This is a genomic window from Curtobacterium sp. L1-20, from assembly GCF_048755855.1.
GTDB lineage: Bacteria > Actinomycetota > Actinomycetes > Actinomycetales > Microbacteriaceae > Curtobacterium.
This window is the reverse complement of sequence record NZ_CP151473.1, coordinates 2336673-2352295: the sequence shown is the minus strand read 5'-3', so window position 1 is coordinate 2352295 and position 15623 is coordinate 2336673. Positions and strand designations below refer to the sequence as shown.

Genomic DNA, 15623 nt, shown 5'->3' with positions numbered 1-15623 from the left:
GGTTCCCCTCGTCTGTGCCCCGAACGGGTGCCATCAGAGGATGGCTGTGCAGGGGTACAGGCGGGTGGCTCCCCGGTGACGATCACGTGAACGACCTCCCGCGATCGTCGGGTGCGGGTCAGGCGGTCCCGGTGTCGCCACGGGCGACGGTCGCTGCCGGCACACCGAGCTCGTGCGCCAGGAACGTCCACATCCAGCTGCGGGCCACCGCGTTCGTCAGGCCGGGGACGCCCTGCGCGATCTGCGTGGCCACCCCGTCGCTGTAGGCGGCGAGCTTGAGGGCCACCACCTCGGGGGCGTCCGTCGGGGTGAAGACCCCGGAGTCCGCTCCGCGACGCACGACCCGGACCAAGCAGGCCTCCCACACCCGGATGCGTTCGGCGTACTCGGTGGCGACCTCGGGCCGTCGCACGACCGCGGTCCAGTAGTCCGACCAGATCCGCCAGTGCTGCCGCACCTCCTCGGTGTCGTCGAAGAGCGGCGCGACGAGCGTCCGCAGCGCCGTCACGGGGTCGGGCTCCGCGTCGACCGCGGCGACGACCGCACCGTAGAACCGCTCGGTCTCGAGGACGACCACCTCGTTGAGGATCTCCGCGACGCTGCCGAAGTGGTACGTGACGGTGCCGACCGAGACGTCGGCCGCCGCGGCGATGTCGCGGAGTCCGGTCGCGCCCACGCCCTGGCGCACGATCACGGTCCGCGCGGCCTCGACGATCATGGCCCGCCGGACCTCGGGGCGCTGCCGCACCCGCGCCGGCGACCCGGCACCGCCCCCGCTCACGCCGACGTCCGGGGGACGTCGTCGACGAAGGTCTGCTCGGCGACGAGGGTCTCCGGAGCGTCCGGACCGCCGTCCCGCGCCCACGCCCGCACGGTGTTCACGACGTGGAAGGCGTCGGCGTCCGCGGTGAGCTCCGACGTGGTCTCGACGCGCGCGTGCCAGTCCGGCTTCGCGAGGCCGATCGACCACCGCGACGACGCGCGCGCCGACGTGGGGTCGTCCGACCGGATGCGGTACGTCTCGCGGGCGTCCTCGGTGAACACCAGCCCGTCGGGGTAGACGCGACCGCCACCGTAGCCGGGGTCGACGTCGAGCGTCCACTCCCCCGTCTCGACGTCGTGCGTGACGGTCCGCTGCGGGAGCGCCTCGGTCGGCGTGATCCGCTCGATCGCCAGGGGCTCCGAACGCTCGGGCTCCTCGAAGCGGACGCCGTCGTCGGTCTGCCGCGTCCAGACCGGGAGCGACAGGGTCGACGCAGCCGGGTCGAGGGTGACCGTCGCCTCGGTGCCGTGCGGCCACACCCACGGCCAGTACGACGACGAGACGGCGATGCGCAGTCGGTGTCCGGCGGCGAACCGGTGTCCGGTCGCCACCAGCCGCACGGGCAGCTCCGCGGGCGTCCCGGGCACCAGCGGGTCGTCGCGGTCCATGCCGTCCCGCTTCGCGGCGTTCAGCACACCACGGGTGACGAGCGTCGACGCGCCGTCGGGGGCGACGTCGCAGAGCCGGACGGTCAGGGTCGCACGAGGCTGGTCGCTCGTGACGGCCAAGCGCACGAGCACGGTGCCGAGCAGGTCGAACGCCTCGGTGACGGGCAGGTCGAAGCACACCGAGCGGCCGTCCTCGGCGCGCTGGTCCGGCGGCAGGTCCGTCGCGTTCCCGAACGGGAAGAAGCGTCCGGCATCGACGCCGGTGTGCTGCGGCGACCGGACCAGGACCGGTCCGTCCGCGCCACCGCGCAGCGCGTCCAGCGGCATCGAGTGTTCGGTGGTCGCGGCGGACGGCCACGCCTCGGCGCCGACCCACCGCCCGCGCCGGGACGCGTAGTGGGTGGCCGGCGCTTCACCCTCGTTGATCCACGACCGGAGCGCGGGGTCACCCTCGACGCCGGTGTCCGCGCCGCGGAGCCACCGGTCCCACCACCGCAGGGTCTCCTGCAGGAACCCGATCGAGGGCCCCGGTGCGAGGCCGCGGTCCGGGTACTGGTGCGACCACGGTCCCACGATGCCCTTGACGGGGGCGTCGACCTCGGCCACGAGGCGGAGCACGGCGTCGCGGTACGGATCGGCCCACCCGCCGACCGCGAGCACCGCGGCACGGATGCCCCCGTAGTCCTCGGCCGCACTGCCGTGCCGCCAGTAGTCGTCGCGCTCCTGGTGCGCGAGCCACACCGGGGTCATCGGGCGGTTCGCGTCGAGGCGCGCCCGCCACCGATCGACCCAGCCGGGGCCGACGACCTCGGGTCGGGGCGGTCGGGAGTTGAACGCGAACATCGTCGCGCCCCACGCGGCCATGTCGATGCCGAGCACGGCGCCGCCGACGTAGTGCACGTCGTTGTCGTACCGGTCGTCCGTCGAGCAGACCGTCACGATCGCCTTGAGCGCCTCCGGTGCCCGGGCCGCCAGCTGCAGGGCGTTGAAGCCGCCCCACGAGATCCCGAACATGCCGACGGCCCCCGTCGACCACTCCTGCTCGGCGAGCCAGGCGATCACGGCCTCACCGTCGCGCAGTTCCTGCTCGCTGTACTCGTCGTCGAAGAAGCCGTCGGACGACCCGGTCCCGCGGATGTCCACCCGGACCGAGGCGTAGCCGTGCGCGGCGTACCAGGGGTGCCGCTCGGAGTCGCGCGGTGCGGTCCAGTCGTCGAGCCGGTAGGGCAGGTACTCGAGCAGGACGGGCACGGGGGCGGACGACGAGGCGGACGTCGGCGACCAGATCCGGGTGTGGAGCCGGGCGCCGTCGGGCATCGGGATCCACGTGTCGCGGACCCGTACGCCCGGCGGCAGCGTGTCGGGCACGCCGATCGCCGTGAGGGTCACGGGGTCGTGCTCGTCGGTCATGCGTCCTCCCAGTTCCGGGTGTGGTGTCCGTCGCCGCGGTCGGTCCACCCCGCCGCGTGGCGCCAGCGGGGTACGCCGTCGCCGACGTCCGGCAGCGTGGTGCTGCCCGGTTCGAGCGTCGCCGCGAGGAGCGTCGCGGTGTACGGGTGGTTCGGGCCGCCGAACACCCGCTCGGTGGGGCCGATCTCGACGATCCGCCCGCCGGTCATCACGGCGACCCGGTCGGCGACGCCCCGGACGACCGCGAGGTCGTGGCTGATGAACAGGCAGCTGAGACCGCGGTCGCGCTGCAGGTCGGCGAGCAAGGACAGGATGCCGGCCTGCACCTGCACGTCGAGCGCCGTCGTGATCTCGTCGGCGATCACGAGGCGCGGCTCGGCGGCCAGCGCCCGGGCGATCCCGACGCGCTGCCGCTGTCCGCCGGAGAGCTGAGCCGGCAACCGGTCCGCGAACTCCGGACCGAGCCCCACCCTGGTGAGGAGCTCCCCGACCCGTTCCCGCGACGATCCGCCGGTGAAGAGCCGGAGCGGCCGGGCGACCGCGGCGCCGACCGTCCGCCGCGGGTTGAGCGACGTGTCCGCGTTCTGGAAGACGAGCTGCACCGCACGCCGGAGGTCCGCGGAGCGCGCCGCGATCGGGTCGCGCAGGTCGCCGATCGTCGTGCCGTCGTCGAACGTGAAGGTCCCCGACTCGGCCGGGACGAGTCCCGCCAGCGCCGTGGCGAGCGTGGACTTGCCGCTGCCGGACTCGCCGACGACGGCGAGCGTCTCGCGCGGCGCGATCGTGAAGGAGACGCCGTCGACCGCGGCCGGAAGGCCGCGTCCGTAGCGGACCACGAGGTCCTCGGCCGTCACCACGGGACGGACGTGCGGCTCACCGGGCGCGGTGCCGCTGGACCTGGTGGGGACCGTCGACGCCACGGTCGCCGTCCCGTCGACGCGACCCGTGCCTCCCGGCCGCCGCCCGTCCGGGACGGCGGCCAGCAGCGCGCGGGTGTAGTCGTGCTGCGGTGCGGCGAAGAGCGCCGCCGTGGCGGCGTGCTCGACGACCGCGCCGTCGCGCATCACCGCGATCTCGTCGGCCATCGCGGACACGACACCGAGGTCGTGGCTGACGAGCAGGACGGCCATCCCGAGCTCGCGGCCGAGGTCGGCGATGAGGTCGAGGACCGCCGCCTGGGTCACGACGTCGAGGGCCGTCGTCGGCTCGTCGAGGACGAGCACCCGGGGTCGGGCCGCCACGGCCATCGCGATCGCCACACGTTGCTGCTGGCCGCCGGAGAGCTGGTGCGGCCAGCGCCGGACGATGGTGCCCGGGTCCGGCAGCCGGACGAGCCGCACGAGCTCGTCGACCCGCTTCGGACCGTCGGGCTCGCCGTGCGCGCGGAGCGCCTCGCGGATCTGCTCGCCGACGCGCATCGACGGGGTCAGCGCCTGCCCGGCGTTCTGCGCGACCACGGACGCGGTCCCGCCACGGAGCGCCCGACGGCCGGCCGCGGACAGGGCGAAGACGTCGGCACCGTCGACGCGGACCGTCCCGCGGTCGATCGTCGACCCGGCGCGGAGGTGCGCGAGCAGCGTCCGCGCGACGGTGGACTTGCCGCTGCCGGACTCGCCGACCAGGCCGAGGGTGCGGCCGGCCGCGATGGCGAAGGACACGCCGCGCACGACGGGCACGGACCGGCGACCGGCGGCGTAGGAGACGGCGAGGTCGTCGACCTGGACGACACTCGTGGGCTGGACGGCCGTCATGCGGGGACCCCCTGCTTCGCACGGTCGACACCGAGCGACTTGCTCAGTCCGTCGGCCGCGAGGTTGAGACCGACCACCAGGGTCGCGAGCGCGACGATCGGCGCGAGCGTCCCGAGCGGGACGACGGTCAGGGCGGTGCGGTTCTCCTGCACCATGAGCCCCCAGTCCGGCGTGGGCGGGTTCGCGCCGAAGCCGAGGAAGGACAGCGATGCGACGAGCAGCACGATCCACGAGGCGCGCATGGCGTACTCCACGAGCACCACGTCGAGCACGTTCGGGAGGATCTCGCGGAAGACGATCGACAGGGGCTTCTCGCCGCGGGCCCTGGCGGCCGTGACGTAGTCCTGCGTGATCACTGTGCGCGCGGCCCCGCGGACCACCCGGGTGACGGCCGGGGCGTACACGATCGTCACGGCGAGCACGATGACCCAGAGCCCGGCGTCGAACACGGTCACCACGACGAGGAGCGCGAGGATCGACGGCACGCTCAGCAGGGCGTCCACGACGCGCATGACGACCTCGTCGAACCAGTTGTCCGCGTAGGCGGTCACGGCTCCGAGGACGGTGCCGACGGCGACCGCGGCGGTCGTCGCCAGGAACGTCACGAGCAGCGCGTACCGGCCGCCGTTGAGCGTCCGGGACAGGATGTCCCGCCCGTACTGGTCGGTGCCGAGCCAGTGCGTCCACTCCGGGCCGGCGAGCACGTTCGTGGAGTCGGTCGCCACCGGGTCGTGCACGCCGATGACCGGTGCGAGCACGGCCAGCACGAGGTGCAGGGCGATGAGCCCGACACCGACCGCCAGCGCGGTCGAGCTGCGCAGGGGCGCGACGGCGGCCCCGACGACGCTGCGGGAACGGGGTGCGACGGCGGTCATGCTGCGGTCCTCTCGGGGGCACGGCGACGGGCCGGTGGACGGACGCGGGTCCGGCGCCGGCGGGTGCGCAGCTTCGGGTCGAGCGCGAGCGCGACGAGGTCCGCCGCGAGGTTGCAGACGACGTAGACCACGGCACTGAGGAGGGCGATCGCCTCGATCACCGGGAGGTCGCGGTCGAACACCGACTCGAGCATGAGCTTGCCCATGCCCGGGTAGTTGAAGACGTTCTCCACGACGACCACGCCGCCGAGCAGCCACGCGACGTTGAGCGCCACGACGTTGAGCGTCGGCAGCAGCGCACTCGGCAGGGCGTGCTTCCAGACCACCCGACGCAGGGTGAGGCCCTTGAGCTCCGCGGTGGTGACGAACTCGGAGGCCATCACGTCGATCGTCGACGACCGCGCGGTCCGGACGATGTACGCGGCCATCGCGAGCGTCAGGACGGTGATCGGCAGCCAGATCGTGGGCAGGAGCTCGCCGACCGTGGCGTCGCTGCCGCGCAGCACCACCGCGGGGAAGAGCGGCACGCCGATCGCGAAGAGCAGCACGAGGACGGTGGCGACCATGAACTCCGGCACGCTCATCACCACGAGGCTCACGATCGAGATCACCCGGTCGGACGCACGACCGCGGCGGACGCCCGCGACGACGCCGAGCGTCAGGGACAGCGTCACCCCGACGAGCATCGCGGGGACGGCGACGAGCATGCTGTTCCGGAAGGCGGTGAACAGCGTCGGGGCGACCGGCTCGCCGCTGACGAGGGAGGTGCCGAAGTCGCCGTGCACGGCGCCGGCGAGCCACTCCAGGTAGCGGAGCCACACGTTCTGGTCGAGACCGAGCGACTCGCGGAGCTGCTTGACGGCGTCCGGCGTGGCGTTCTGGCCGAGCAGCTGCTGTGCGACGTCGCCGGGCAGCGCCTGCACGGCGAGGAACACGAACAGCGAGGCGAGCACCACCGTGAGCACGGCGATGCCGAGCCGACGGAGGACGGGGACGAGGAGGTTCATCGGCGCAGTCCGATCCGGAGGTGGTCGAACTCGAAGCCGTACTCCGAGTAGTTCACGACGTCACGGGACAGCCCGACCAGGCGGTCGCCGAACATCGGGGTCATGTCGGCGCCGTCCTCGACGACGAGCCGCTGTGCGTCCTGGTAGAGGGTCAGGCGCTTCGCGTCGTCCATCTCGGCCCGGGCGTCGTCGAGCAGGTGGTCGAACCGCTCGTTCGACCACGCGCTCTCGTTGTACGACGAGCCGGAGCGGAAGATCTGGTTGAGCAGCTGGTCGATCGGCCGTCCGGTGAACCAGTAGCTCACCATGAGCGGCTTCTGCATCCAGATCTGCGTGTAGTACGAGTCCGAGCTCGCGTTCTTCACCGTCAGGCGGATGCCAGCGTCCGCGACGGCGTCCCGGTACGCGACCGCCATCGGGGTGAACACCGACTCGTAGCTCGACGTGTAGATCGAGGTACGGAACCCCTCGGCACCGGCGGCCGTGAGCAGCGCCTTCGCCTTCTCGGGGTCGTGCTCGCGGTGGTCGTCGACGAAGGCGGCGAGCTGCGGCGGGACCGGGTTGTCCCAGCCGACCGACCCGGTGCCCTGCAGTGCGGTGTCGACGATCCGCCGGGGGTCGTAGGCGAGCTTCATGGCCTGGCGGACCCGGGGGTCCCGGAACTCGTCCGAGGTGGCGAGCATCGGAATCGTGTACCACTGCGCGTTCTTCGAGCGGGCGATGGTCGCGCGGTCGGACGCTGCGACCACCCGCGCGGTGGCGAAGTCGAGGTTCGTCTGCGAGATGAGGTCGATCTGGCCGGCCAGCAGCGCGTTCACGCGGGCGGTGGTGTCCTGGATCGAGTAGAAGTCGATGCCGTCGAGCACCGGGCGGCCGGCGAAGTGGTCGTCGAACGCCTCGACGCTGCCGACACCGGCCGGCGTGAAGGACGACAGCCGGAACGGCCCGGTCCCGATCCCCGTCCGCCCGATGTCGGCGATCGCCCCGGCGGGCACGATGTAGCACTGGTAGGCGGTGAGGAGCGACGGGAACTCGGCGTTCGGCTTGGTCAGTGCGAACCGCAGCGTGTGGGCGTCGACGGCGGTCATCGAGTCGGCGTCCATGACCTCGCCGAGGACGCCGGCCTGGGGGCTGCCCGTCTTCTCGTCGAGGATGTGCCGGATGCTCGCGACGGCGTCGTCCGCGGTGAAGCGCGAGCCGTCGTGGAAGCGCACACCACGGCGGAGCCGGAAGGTCCAGACCGTGCCGTCGGCGTTCGCGGACCAGTCGTCGGCGAGGTCCGGGATGGTCCGGCCCTGTTCGTCGAGCTTGACCAGACGGTTGTAGAGGGCGCCGAGGTACTCGTAGGCCGACAGCGAGCTCGCGGAGTCGAGGGTCTCCGCCGCCGACGCCGCCGGTCGGGCGACGCGGAGGCGGCCGCCACGGCGAGCGGTGCCGGTGGCGGCGGCCTCGGGCAGCGACGTGGTACCGGCGGAGGCGCCGGAGCTGCACCCGGCCAGGGTGAGGAGGCCGAGCCCGGCGAGGCCGACCGCTCCGCCGATGAGCGCGCGACGGCTCGGTCCGTGGGCGTCGGTGCGGCCGGGGCCGTCGGGGCCGCGCGGGTCACGGGCGTCGGCGCGGCTCGGGCCGCCGGCGTTCCGGGGTTCGTGGACGATGGGCTGCATTCGGGGTGACCCCTCCTGTAATCGTTCCGGTGAACGATAGAGGCCTCGGGGCGAACCCCCAAGTCCCCCGCCTCGCATCACGGGAGCCCGAGCACACGCCGATCCGCGGCCCGTCGCGGATCGCGGGCGCACCGTGGACCTCCCGAACGTTTACCAACCCGTTACATCCAGGGGGTGCGTGCACGGCATGATCGGACCACGGGCACCCGTCCGGCACCGACGAAGGAGCACCGATGGCCACGTTCACGCGCGGGTTCGGCGGCCGCCGCGACGACCGCGACGACGCCCGCATCCCGCCCGGACAGACCCTGGTGCACGACTGGCCGGTCCTCTCCGCCGGTGCGACGCCCGACATCGAGCCCACGGACTGGGCGTTCTCCATCCGGACCGAGTCCGGACTCCACCAGTGGACGTGGGACGAGGTGCACGCGCTCGGTGTCGAGGACGTCACCGTCGACATCCACTGCGTCACGCACTGGACGAAGCTCGACATGCGCTGGCGGGGCGTTCCGCTCGACAAGCTGTTCGACGGCGTCGAGACCGGCCTCGACCACTGCATGGTGCACAGCTACGGCGGCTACACGACGAACCTCCCGCTCGACGAGGTGCTCGACGGCAAGGCCTGGATCGCCTTCGAGGCCGACGGCGAACCGCTCACCCCGGAGCACGGCGGCCCGGCCCGCCTGCTGGTCCCCCACCTGTACTTCTGGAAGAGCGCGAAGTGGGTGCGCGGCATCGTCATGCAGGCCGACGACGAGCCCGGCTTCTGGGAGAACGCGGGCTACAACATGCACGGCGACCCGTGGAAGGAAGAGCGGTACTGGTGACCGTCCCGCACGTCGGACAGGAGGCGCGCACCGCCCCCGCCACGCCGGCACGCGCCCGTCGGCGCCCGGCCTGGCACCCCGCGACGGTCGCGTCCGTCGCGCCCGAGACCCCGAACGCCCGGCGGATCGTCCTCGACGTCCCGACCTGGCCCGGGAACGACGCCGGGCAGCACCTCGACCTGCGGCTGACGGCCGAGGACGGCTACCAGGCCACGCGCTCGTACTCGATCGCCTCGTCCGGGGACGGCACGTCGGTGCTGCTCGCCGTGGACCGCGTCGAGGGCGGCGAGGTCTCGCCGTTCCTGGTCGACGCCGTCGAGGTCGGCGATGCGCTCGAGGTGCACGGTCCCCTCGGCGGCTGGTTCGTCTGGCACCCCGGCGACGACGCGCGGCCCGTGCAGCTCATCGCGGGCGGCTCGGGCATCGTGCCGCTCGCCGCGATCGCCGGTGCGCACGCCGACGCCGGCGGCGACGCGCCGTTCCGGCTGCTCTACGCGGTCCGCACGCCCGAGGACGTCTTCTTCCGGCCGGAGCTCGCGCGCGCCCAGCGTGCGGGTGTCGACGTGACCGTCGTCCACAGCCGGACCGCGCCACCCGGGTCGACGGTGCCCGCCGGGCGACTGACCCGGGCGTCGCTCGAGGCGGCCGTCTTCCCGCCGAGCGCCGGCGCCCTGGTCTACGTGTGCGGGTCGACGCCCTTCGTGGAGCAGGTCCTGCGCTGGCTCGGCGACCTCGGGCACGACACCGCGGACGTCCGTGCAGAACGGTTCGGAGGCAGCTGATGCTCGTGGTCGACGGGAACGCGCTGGCCGGTCCGCTCGCCGAGGCCCTCGGGTCGGAGCCGACGACCGTGCTCCTGCGGTGTGCCGGGTGCAGTGCCCTCGGAACCCTGGCGCGCAGCCGTGCGTACGTCTCGGCGATGGGGTCGGTCGCGCGCTGCCGGGACTGCGACACCGTGCTCGTCACCGTGGTCGAGGGACCGGACGGGCAGTGGGTCGGACTCCCGGGCGCCCGCGCGTTCCGGGCCGCCGTGGTCGATCCGCGCTGAGGGTGCCGGGGCGCGCGCCGTCGCCGGGTCCGGCGCGGTCAGCGTCGCCGGCACCGGCAGGTCCGGACGGGCGGTCGTCCGGGCCCGGCGGCTCAGAGCACGCTGGCTGTCCGGCCGCGAACCGACGCGCCGGAGGTGCGCGAAGTGTGCGGGTTCCCGCAGTCGGGGCGATCCGACCAGTCCGATGGCCCCTCCGCTCCGGATGCTTCCTCGGGGATCGCGTCGGGCCACCCACCCGGCGCCCCCGAGTGGGCACGGCCGCCCGCGCGTCCGGCGGGCGCGGGCACCCGAAGCCTGCGCACGCCCGAGACCACGCGCGGGCGGTGGTGTCGCCACGACTCGTGCTCCGGCCGACCGACGAGGCCCTGCGTGCACGAGCCCCGGCGTGCACGAGCCCCAGCACGTTCGAGCCCTGCGTGCACGACGAAGCGCCCCGGTCGATCGACCGGGGCGCTTCGTTCTGTGAGCGGATGACGAGATTCGAACTCGCGACCCTCACCTTGGCAAGGTGATGCGCTACCACTGCGCCACATCCGCGTAGTCCGTAACTGTACCTGCATCCACGCTCGACGGCGTGATCCGCGCCGGACCGGGCGTGTCCCAGCCCACCGGAGTTCGATCGGAGCATGAGCTACGTGCACGACAACCCCGGCGGAACCGAAGCGCACGGTGTGGACCTGGTCGACGGCGATGCACCGGCGGTGCGGATCCTGGTGCACGGTGACCTGCCGACGACGATCGAGCACGAGGGCCGCACCTGGCTGTCGAGCGGCGAGAGCCACGACGACGGCGACGACCAGGCTCCGCCGATCGCCGTCTACCGGCCGGTCGAGGGCCCCTGACCCGCACACCGGGGCGTCCGCGGGCCCGACGGCGCGGCGCCCAGCCACCGCGGACTACCGTCGGCCCCAGGTGACCAGGGACCGGCCGCCGGAACGATCACATCGTCCGAAGCCGACCGGAAGTCCTCATGATCCCCCGCAGCAGCACCTCCCCCGCCCCGACCGGGCACATCCGTTGGGTGCACGTGGACCAGTGGACGTGGGATGCCGTCGTGGGCACCTCGACGATCGCGACGGTGACCGACGAGGACCGCTACGTCGTGCGACTCGCCGACGGCGAGGTCGCCGGCGTCCACACGTCGCTCGAGAGCGCGCGGTCCCAGCTCGACGCCTGGGTGCGTTGGGAGACGACGCCGCACGACTGAACGGGCCCGCTGCGCGGACCCGTTCCGACGTGCGCCGGTCGGCTCAGCGACCCCGGTGCGCTGCGGTGCGGCGGCCGACGTCCCTGCGTCGGGCGAGCACCGCGAGTGCGGTCCCGGCTGCGACGAGCAGGCCCGCGATGCCCAGGGGCACGGTCGGGTCGGAACCGGTGTAGGCGAGCTCGCCGGCCCCGCTGCCGCTCCCGCCTCCGCTGACCGCGACCGCGGTGAGCGTTCCGGTCGCCGACGGCACCGCGGCCGGCGCGGTCGGCGTGGCCGAGGCGGTCGGCGTGGGGGTCGCGGTCGGTGCCGCGGGTCGCACCGTGATGGTCACGGTGGTCGTGGTGCTCGGGGCGACGCCGTTCGAGGCGGTGATCGTCACGGTCGAGGACCCCGGGGTGGTCGGGGTGCCCGAGACCACGCCGGTGGTGCCGTCGAGGGTCAGCCCTGCCGGCAGGCCGGAGGCGGTGAAGGTCGGCGTGGGCGTCCCCGTGGCCGTCACGGTGTACGAGTACGGCTGGCCGGCCGTCGCGGTCGTCGGTGCGCCCGAGGTGATGGTCGGGGCGGGGGTCTCGGCCGTCGTCCCCGGCGTCGGGCACCCGGTCGGTGCCGTGATCCGGTTCGTGTCGAGCGTCACGGCGCCGGTCCGAGCCAGCAGCCGCCCGGCGACGGTCGCGCCGGTCGTGGCGGTGACGGACTGCTGCGCGAGGACGGTCCCCTGGAACTGCGCACCGGTCCCGATGGTCGCGGAGCTGCCGACCTGCCAGAAGACGTTGCAGGAGCTCGCACCACCGGTGATCGTGATCCGGGTGCCGGAACCGATCGTCAGGGTCGAGGCGGCCTGGAACACCCACACGGAGTCGGCACTGCCGGCGAGGGTCAGCGCGCCGGTGTCCGCCAGTGACAGTGCGCCACCCGAGTAGACGCCCGGCGTCAGCGACAGGCCGTTGAGCTGCGTGAGACCGCTGCGGTTCGGTGTCAGCGAGGCCGCCACGTCGTAGGCGGTCGTGGTGTCGCGCTGCGCCTGCGCCGCCGCGGCGTCGGTGCGGTGGACGGTCCCGTCCACGACGCCGTTCGGCGCCGCACCGAAGCCGGTGATCGAGGTGCCGGGCGAGACCCCGAGGTCGCCCGTCACCACGGACGGGCCGGTGTTGGTGACGGCACTGGCGCCGAGGACGCCGTAGGTCGACGCCGTCCCGAGGTCGACCGGACCGTCGATGACCGTCGCGGCCGAGGCCGCGGAGGTCGCCATGAGGACCACGGACGCGACCAGGCCGACCGCGGCGCATCCCGTCGTGACGGAGCGGAGGAAGCGGGACGTTGCCATGACGGCACCTGTCTGCGGGGAAGAAGCACGAGGTCCGCGTCGACGACGCCGACGTGCTCTCCGGTCAGTGGAGTATGCGCTCTGCCGGGAGCGTTCGGGGCGATCGGGCAGAACTCACCCCCGGACAGGGGTCACCGACTCCGGGACCCGCTCCGCCCGGCCGCCACCTGGAGGAACGCCTCGACGTCCGCGGACGCCGGGTGGTTCCAGACAGCGCGGAACTCCCGGACGATCGGTGTGCCGTCCAGCGGAACGCGGACCAGGGTGCCGTCGGCGAGGTCGGCCGCAACCGAGCGCGCGCTGAGCACCGCCGGCGCGACGCCCGCGCGTGCGGTGGCGCGGATGATGCCCGTGGTCTCGAGCACCGCCGCGGGGGTCGCGAGGGCTGCACCGGTGCGGCCGAGCCAGGCCTCGAGCGCGGCGCGGGTGCCGGACCCCGCCTCGCGCACCAGCAGCGGCGTGGTGGCGAGGTCGGCCGCCGCGAGCGACGCCGCCGTGGCCCAGGGATGTCCGGGAGCCACGACCACGACGAGTTCGTCCTCGCCGACCACCCGCGACCGGACGTCGGCGCCCACGGTCGGTCCCTCGACGAAGCCGACACCGGCGACGCCCGACCGCACGAGGTCGTCGACGGTCGCCGAGTTGCCCGCGACCAAGCGGACCCGACCGTCCGGGAACCGCCGCCGGAACGCCAGCAACCACTCCGGGAGCAGGAGCTCGGCGATCGTCTGCGACGCGGCGACGACGACCGAGCCGCTCGGCTGCCGCAGGGCGACCAGGCCCGCCTCGAGCCGGCGGGCCGCTTCGAGGACCGGCGCGGCCAGTCCGAGGACCAGTCGACCGGTCTCGCTCAGCACGGACCCTGACGCCGACCGGTCGACCAGGCGGTGTCCCACGGACGCCTCAGCGGACCGCAGACGCGCCGACACCGCCTGCTGGGTGACCCCGAGGGCGTCGGCCGCGCGCGAGATCGAGCCGGTCTCCGCGATGCGCTCGAGCACCACCAGCGTGTCGAGGTCGAGGGCGCGGTCGGTGAGGGGACGGGAGGTCACAAGGACACATTGTGCCCGCACAAGCAGTCCGCCATGGCGGAGCACCGACCGGCGGGCGACGCTGGACCCATGACCACCAGGGCACTCCCGACGGCTGCGGAGCGCGAGCGCTCCGCCGCGACGCACGACCACCGACTGTTCCGCGCGCTCGACCGGCCCGGGCAGCTCGTCGCCTTCCTCACCCCGAACTGGTTCGCGTCGATCATGGGCACCGGGATCGTCGCGGTCGTCGCGGCTTCGTCGCCCTGGCAGTTCCCGGGGCTCCGCACCGCTGCGACGGTGGTGTGGGCCGTCGCCGCCGCGCTCCTCGTCGCGCTCACGGTGGCGACCGTCCTGCACTGGATCCGGTACCGCACGGTCGCCGTCCGCCACCACCGCGATCCGGTGATGGCGCACTTCTACGGTGCCCCGCCGATGGCCCTCCTCACCGTCGGGGCCGGGGCCCTGCTGGTCGGTCGGGACTGGATCGGACTCCCGGCCGCCGTGTCCGTCGACTGGGTGCTGTGGACGCTCGGCACGGTCACCGGGTTGTGCAGCGCGGTGGCGGTGCCCTACCTGGCGTTCACCCGCCACGAGAACGGGCCGGACGCGGCGTTCGGTGGCTGGTTGATGCCGATCGTGCCGCCGATGGTGTCCGCCTCGACCGGGGCGTTGCTCCTGCCCCACACGCCCGCCGGGCAGCCGCGGGAGACGCTGCTCTGGGGGTGCTACGCGCTCTTCGGGCTGAGCCTCGTCGCCTCGCTCGCGGTGATCGGCCTCATCTGGGGCCGGCTGGTGCACCACCGGGTCGGACCGGTCGGCATGGTCCCCACGCTGTGGATCGTCCTGGGACCGGTCGGCCAGTCCGTGACCGCCGTCAACCTCCTCGCCGCCGGTGCACCCGGCGCGGTGGACGTCGGCACCGCCCGGGGGCTCGGGGTCGTCGCCCTCGTCTACGGCTTCGCGATGACCGGGTTCGCACTGCTCTGGACGGGCATCGCACTCGCGGTCACGGTCCGGGCGGCCCGGTCCCACCTGCCCTTCGGGCTCACCTGGTGGTCCTTCACCTTCCCGGTCGGGACGTGCGCGACCGGCTTGAACGGACTCGCCGCGCACACCGGACTCGTCGCCGTGCAGCTCCTCGCCGGGTGCTACGGGGCGGCCCTCGTCGTCGCGTGGGCGGTGGTCGCCGCCCGGACCGCGCACGCCTCGGTCGTCCGCGGGACGCTGTTCCTACCGCCCGCCGCCGCCGTCCGGTGAGGGGGCCCACGCGGGTGTGCTGCGGAACCGGAGCGGCACCGCGCCCCCGACGTACCGGTCGTCCCCGGACTCGAGCGGTCGGCCGTCCTCGGCCACGCTGCTCCGCTGGAACCGGAGGAGCGCCGATCCGAGGGGCACCCCCAACCGGTCCGCTTCCTCCTGGGTCGCGGCGACCGCGTCCACGGTGCTCGCCGCCGAGCCGATCCGGATCCCGAAGCGGTCCTCCATGGCCGCGGTGACGGAGGTCTGCCAGTCGGGCATCGACCGGACGACCGCGGACACCCAGGGCGCGTAGGTCGTCCGCTCGAGCATCACCGGCACGCCGTCGAGCGACCGGACCCGGGTGACGTGCAGGACCTGGTCGTCCGCGGTCACGACCCGGAAGCGGCGACGCTCGACGACCGTGGCTGGAGCGGACCGCACCGCGACGACGTGTCCCCCGGGCTCGCGGCCCTGCGCCCGGGCCCACTGCGCGAAGGACTCGAGGCGTCCCGCCTCCTGGCTCCGGGCGGCGGACCGGACGCGCCACCGTGCGCCGGGCCGCGCCTCGAGGAGACCACCGGCCCGCAGCGTCCCGAGGGCGTGCCGCGTCGTCCCCCGTGCCACCCCGTAGTCGGCCGCGAGGTCGTGCTCGGACGGCAGTGCCCCGTCGGAGTCGAACTCCCCACGGAGCACCCGGTCGGCGAGGTCGTCGGCGATGTTCCGGTAGAGCGCGCGCACGTCCCGATCGTTGCGTGGCGCGGCCGACCTGTCCAGGTGCGGGACGGCGACCAGCAGGTGAACAGCGG

General features: G+C 73.8%; 15 protein-coding genes and 1 tRNA gene. 6 read left to right on the top strand and 10 right to left on the bottom strand.

The window, feature by feature from the left end:
• Positions 1-118: 118 nt before the first annotated feature.
• Genes AAEP86_RS12640 through AAEP86_RS12615 form a run of 6 tightly spaced genes read right to left on the bottom strand, consistent with a single transcriptional unit; the run spans position 119 to position 8138 of the window.
• A complete protein-coding gene (locus AAEP86_RS12640; protein ID WP_420367684.1) occupies positions 119-781 on the bottom strand; it encodes a TetR/AcrR family transcriptional regulator in 663 nt (220 codons plus the stop codon).
• Positions 778-2841 carry a CocE/NonD family hydrolase gene (locus AAEP86_RS12635; protein ID WP_420367683.1) on the bottom strand — a complete coding sequence of 688 codons (2064 nt, stop codon included), beginning with the start codon at positions 2839-2841 and terminating at the stop codon, positions 778-780. Before AAEP86_RS12635 ends, AAEP86_RS12640 begins: the two co-directional genes overlap by 4 nt.
• Positions 2838-4592 (bottom strand): dipeptide ABC transporter ATP-binding protein, encoded by a 1755-nt coding sequence (locus AAEP86_RS12630; RefSeq protein WP_420367682.1) that lies wholly within the window; start codon positions 4590-4592, stop codon positions 2838-2840. Before AAEP86_RS12630 ends, AAEP86_RS12635 begins: the two co-directional genes overlap by 4 nt.
• Complete coding sequence (locus AAEP86_RS12625) at positions 4589-5467, bottom strand: ABC transporter permease (RefSeq protein ID WP_420367681.1); 879 nt, start codon at positions 5465-5467, stop codon at positions 4589-4591. Before AAEP86_RS12625 ends, AAEP86_RS12630 begins: the two co-directional genes overlap by 4 nt.
• Positions 5464-6474, bottom strand: coding sequence for an ABC transporter permease (locus AAEP86_RS12620; protein ID WP_420367680.1), 1011 nt, complete (start codon positions 6472-6474; stop codon positions 5464-5466). The genes AAEP86_RS12625 and AAEP86_RS12620 overlap by 4 nt, the downstream gene beginning before the upstream one ends.
• A complete protein-coding gene (locus AAEP86_RS12615; RefSeq protein WP_420367679.1) occupies positions 6471-8138 on the bottom strand; it encodes an ABC transporter substrate-binding protein in 1668 nt (555 codons plus the stop codon). The genes AAEP86_RS12620 and AAEP86_RS12615 overlap by 4 nt, the downstream gene beginning before the upstream one ends.
• A gap of 233 nt (positions 8139-8371) precedes the next feature.
• Between AAEP86_RS12615 and AAEP86_RS12610 the strand changes: the two genes are divergently transcribed.
• The 3 genes from AAEP86_RS12610 to AAEP86_RS12600 are packed head-to-tail and all read left to right on the top strand — an operon-like array spanning position 8372 to position 10013.
• Positions 8372-8965: a molybdopterin-dependent oxidoreductase gene (locus tag AAEP86_RS12610; RefSeq protein ID WP_420367678.1), complete on the top strand. Its 594-nt coding sequence runs from the start codon at positions 8372-8374 to the stop codon at positions 8963-8965.
• Positions 8962-9747 carry an FAD-binding oxidoreductase gene (locus AAEP86_RS12605; protein WP_420367677.1) on the top strand — a complete coding sequence of 262 codons (786 nt, stop codon included), beginning with the start codon at positions 8962-8964 and terminating at the stop codon, positions 9745-9747. The genes AAEP86_RS12610 and AAEP86_RS12605 overlap by 4 nt, the downstream gene beginning before the upstream one ends.
• Positions 9747-10013, top strand: a complete 267-nt coding sequence (locus tag AAEP86_RS12600) for a DUF6510 family protein (protein ID WP_420367676.1) — start codon at positions 9747-9749, stop codon at positions 10011-10013. Before AAEP86_RS12605 ends, AAEP86_RS12600 begins: the two co-directional genes overlap by 1 nt.
• A 465-nt stretch (positions 10014-10478) precedes the next feature.
• Here AAEP86_RS12600 and AAEP86_RS12595 read toward each other — a convergent pair.
• Positions 10479-10550: transfer RNA gene (locus AAEP86_RS12595), tRNA-Gly, on the bottom strand.
• An 89-nt stretch (positions 10551-10639) separates the two neighbouring features.
• Here AAEP86_RS12595 and AAEP86_RS12590 point away from each other — a divergent pair.
• Together AAEP86_RS12590 and AAEP86_RS12585 are read left to right on the top strand one after the other, a co-directional pair.
• Positions 10640-10855 carry a hypothetical protein gene (locus AAEP86_RS12590; RefSeq protein ID WP_420367675.1) on the top strand — a complete coding sequence of 72 codons (216 nt, stop codon included), beginning with the start codon at positions 10640-10642 and terminating at the stop codon, positions 10853-10855.
• Between the two features lie 128 nt (positions 10856-10983).
• On the top strand, positions 10984-11220 hold the full coding sequence (locus tag AAEP86_RS12585; protein WP_420367674.1) for a hypothetical protein: 237 nt from the start codon (positions 10984-10986) through the stop codon (positions 11218-11220).
• 43 nt (positions 11221-11263) lie between these two features.
• On the opposite strand, the gene AAEP86_RS12580 is transcribed toward AAEP86_RS12585, so the two are convergent.
• The gene (locus AAEP86_RS12580) at positions 11264-12544 is read right to left on the bottom strand and encodes an ice-binding family protein (RefSeq protein WP_420367673.1); all 1281 of its coding nucleotides are present in this window, start codon (positions 12542-12544) and stop codon (positions 11264-11266) included.
• Positions 12545-12675: 131 nt separating this feature from the next.
• Positions 12676-13596 carry a LysR substrate-binding domain-containing protein gene (locus AAEP86_RS12575; RefSeq protein ID WP_420367672.1) on the bottom strand — a complete coding sequence of 307 codons (921 nt, stop codon included), beginning with the start codon at positions 13594-13596 and terminating at the stop codon, positions 12676-12678.
• A gap of 69 nt (positions 13597-13665) precedes the next feature.
• Here AAEP86_RS12575 and AAEP86_RS12570 point away from each other — a divergent pair, with 69 nt between their 5' ends.
• Complete coding sequence (locus tag AAEP86_RS12570) at positions 13666-14835, top strand: TDT family transporter (protein ID WP_420367671.1); 1170 nt, start codon at positions 13666-13668, stop codon at positions 14833-14835.
• On the opposite strand, the gene AAEP86_RS12565 is transcribed toward AAEP86_RS12570, so the two are convergent.
• Positions 14809-15555: a GntR family transcriptional regulator gene (locus tag AAEP86_RS12565; RefSeq protein ID WP_420367670.1), complete on the bottom strand. Its 747-nt coding sequence runs from the start codon at positions 15553-15555 to the stop codon at positions 14809-14811. The genes AAEP86_RS12570 and AAEP86_RS12565 overlap by 27 nt on opposite strands.
• Positions 15556-15623 lie beyond the last annotated feature (68 nt).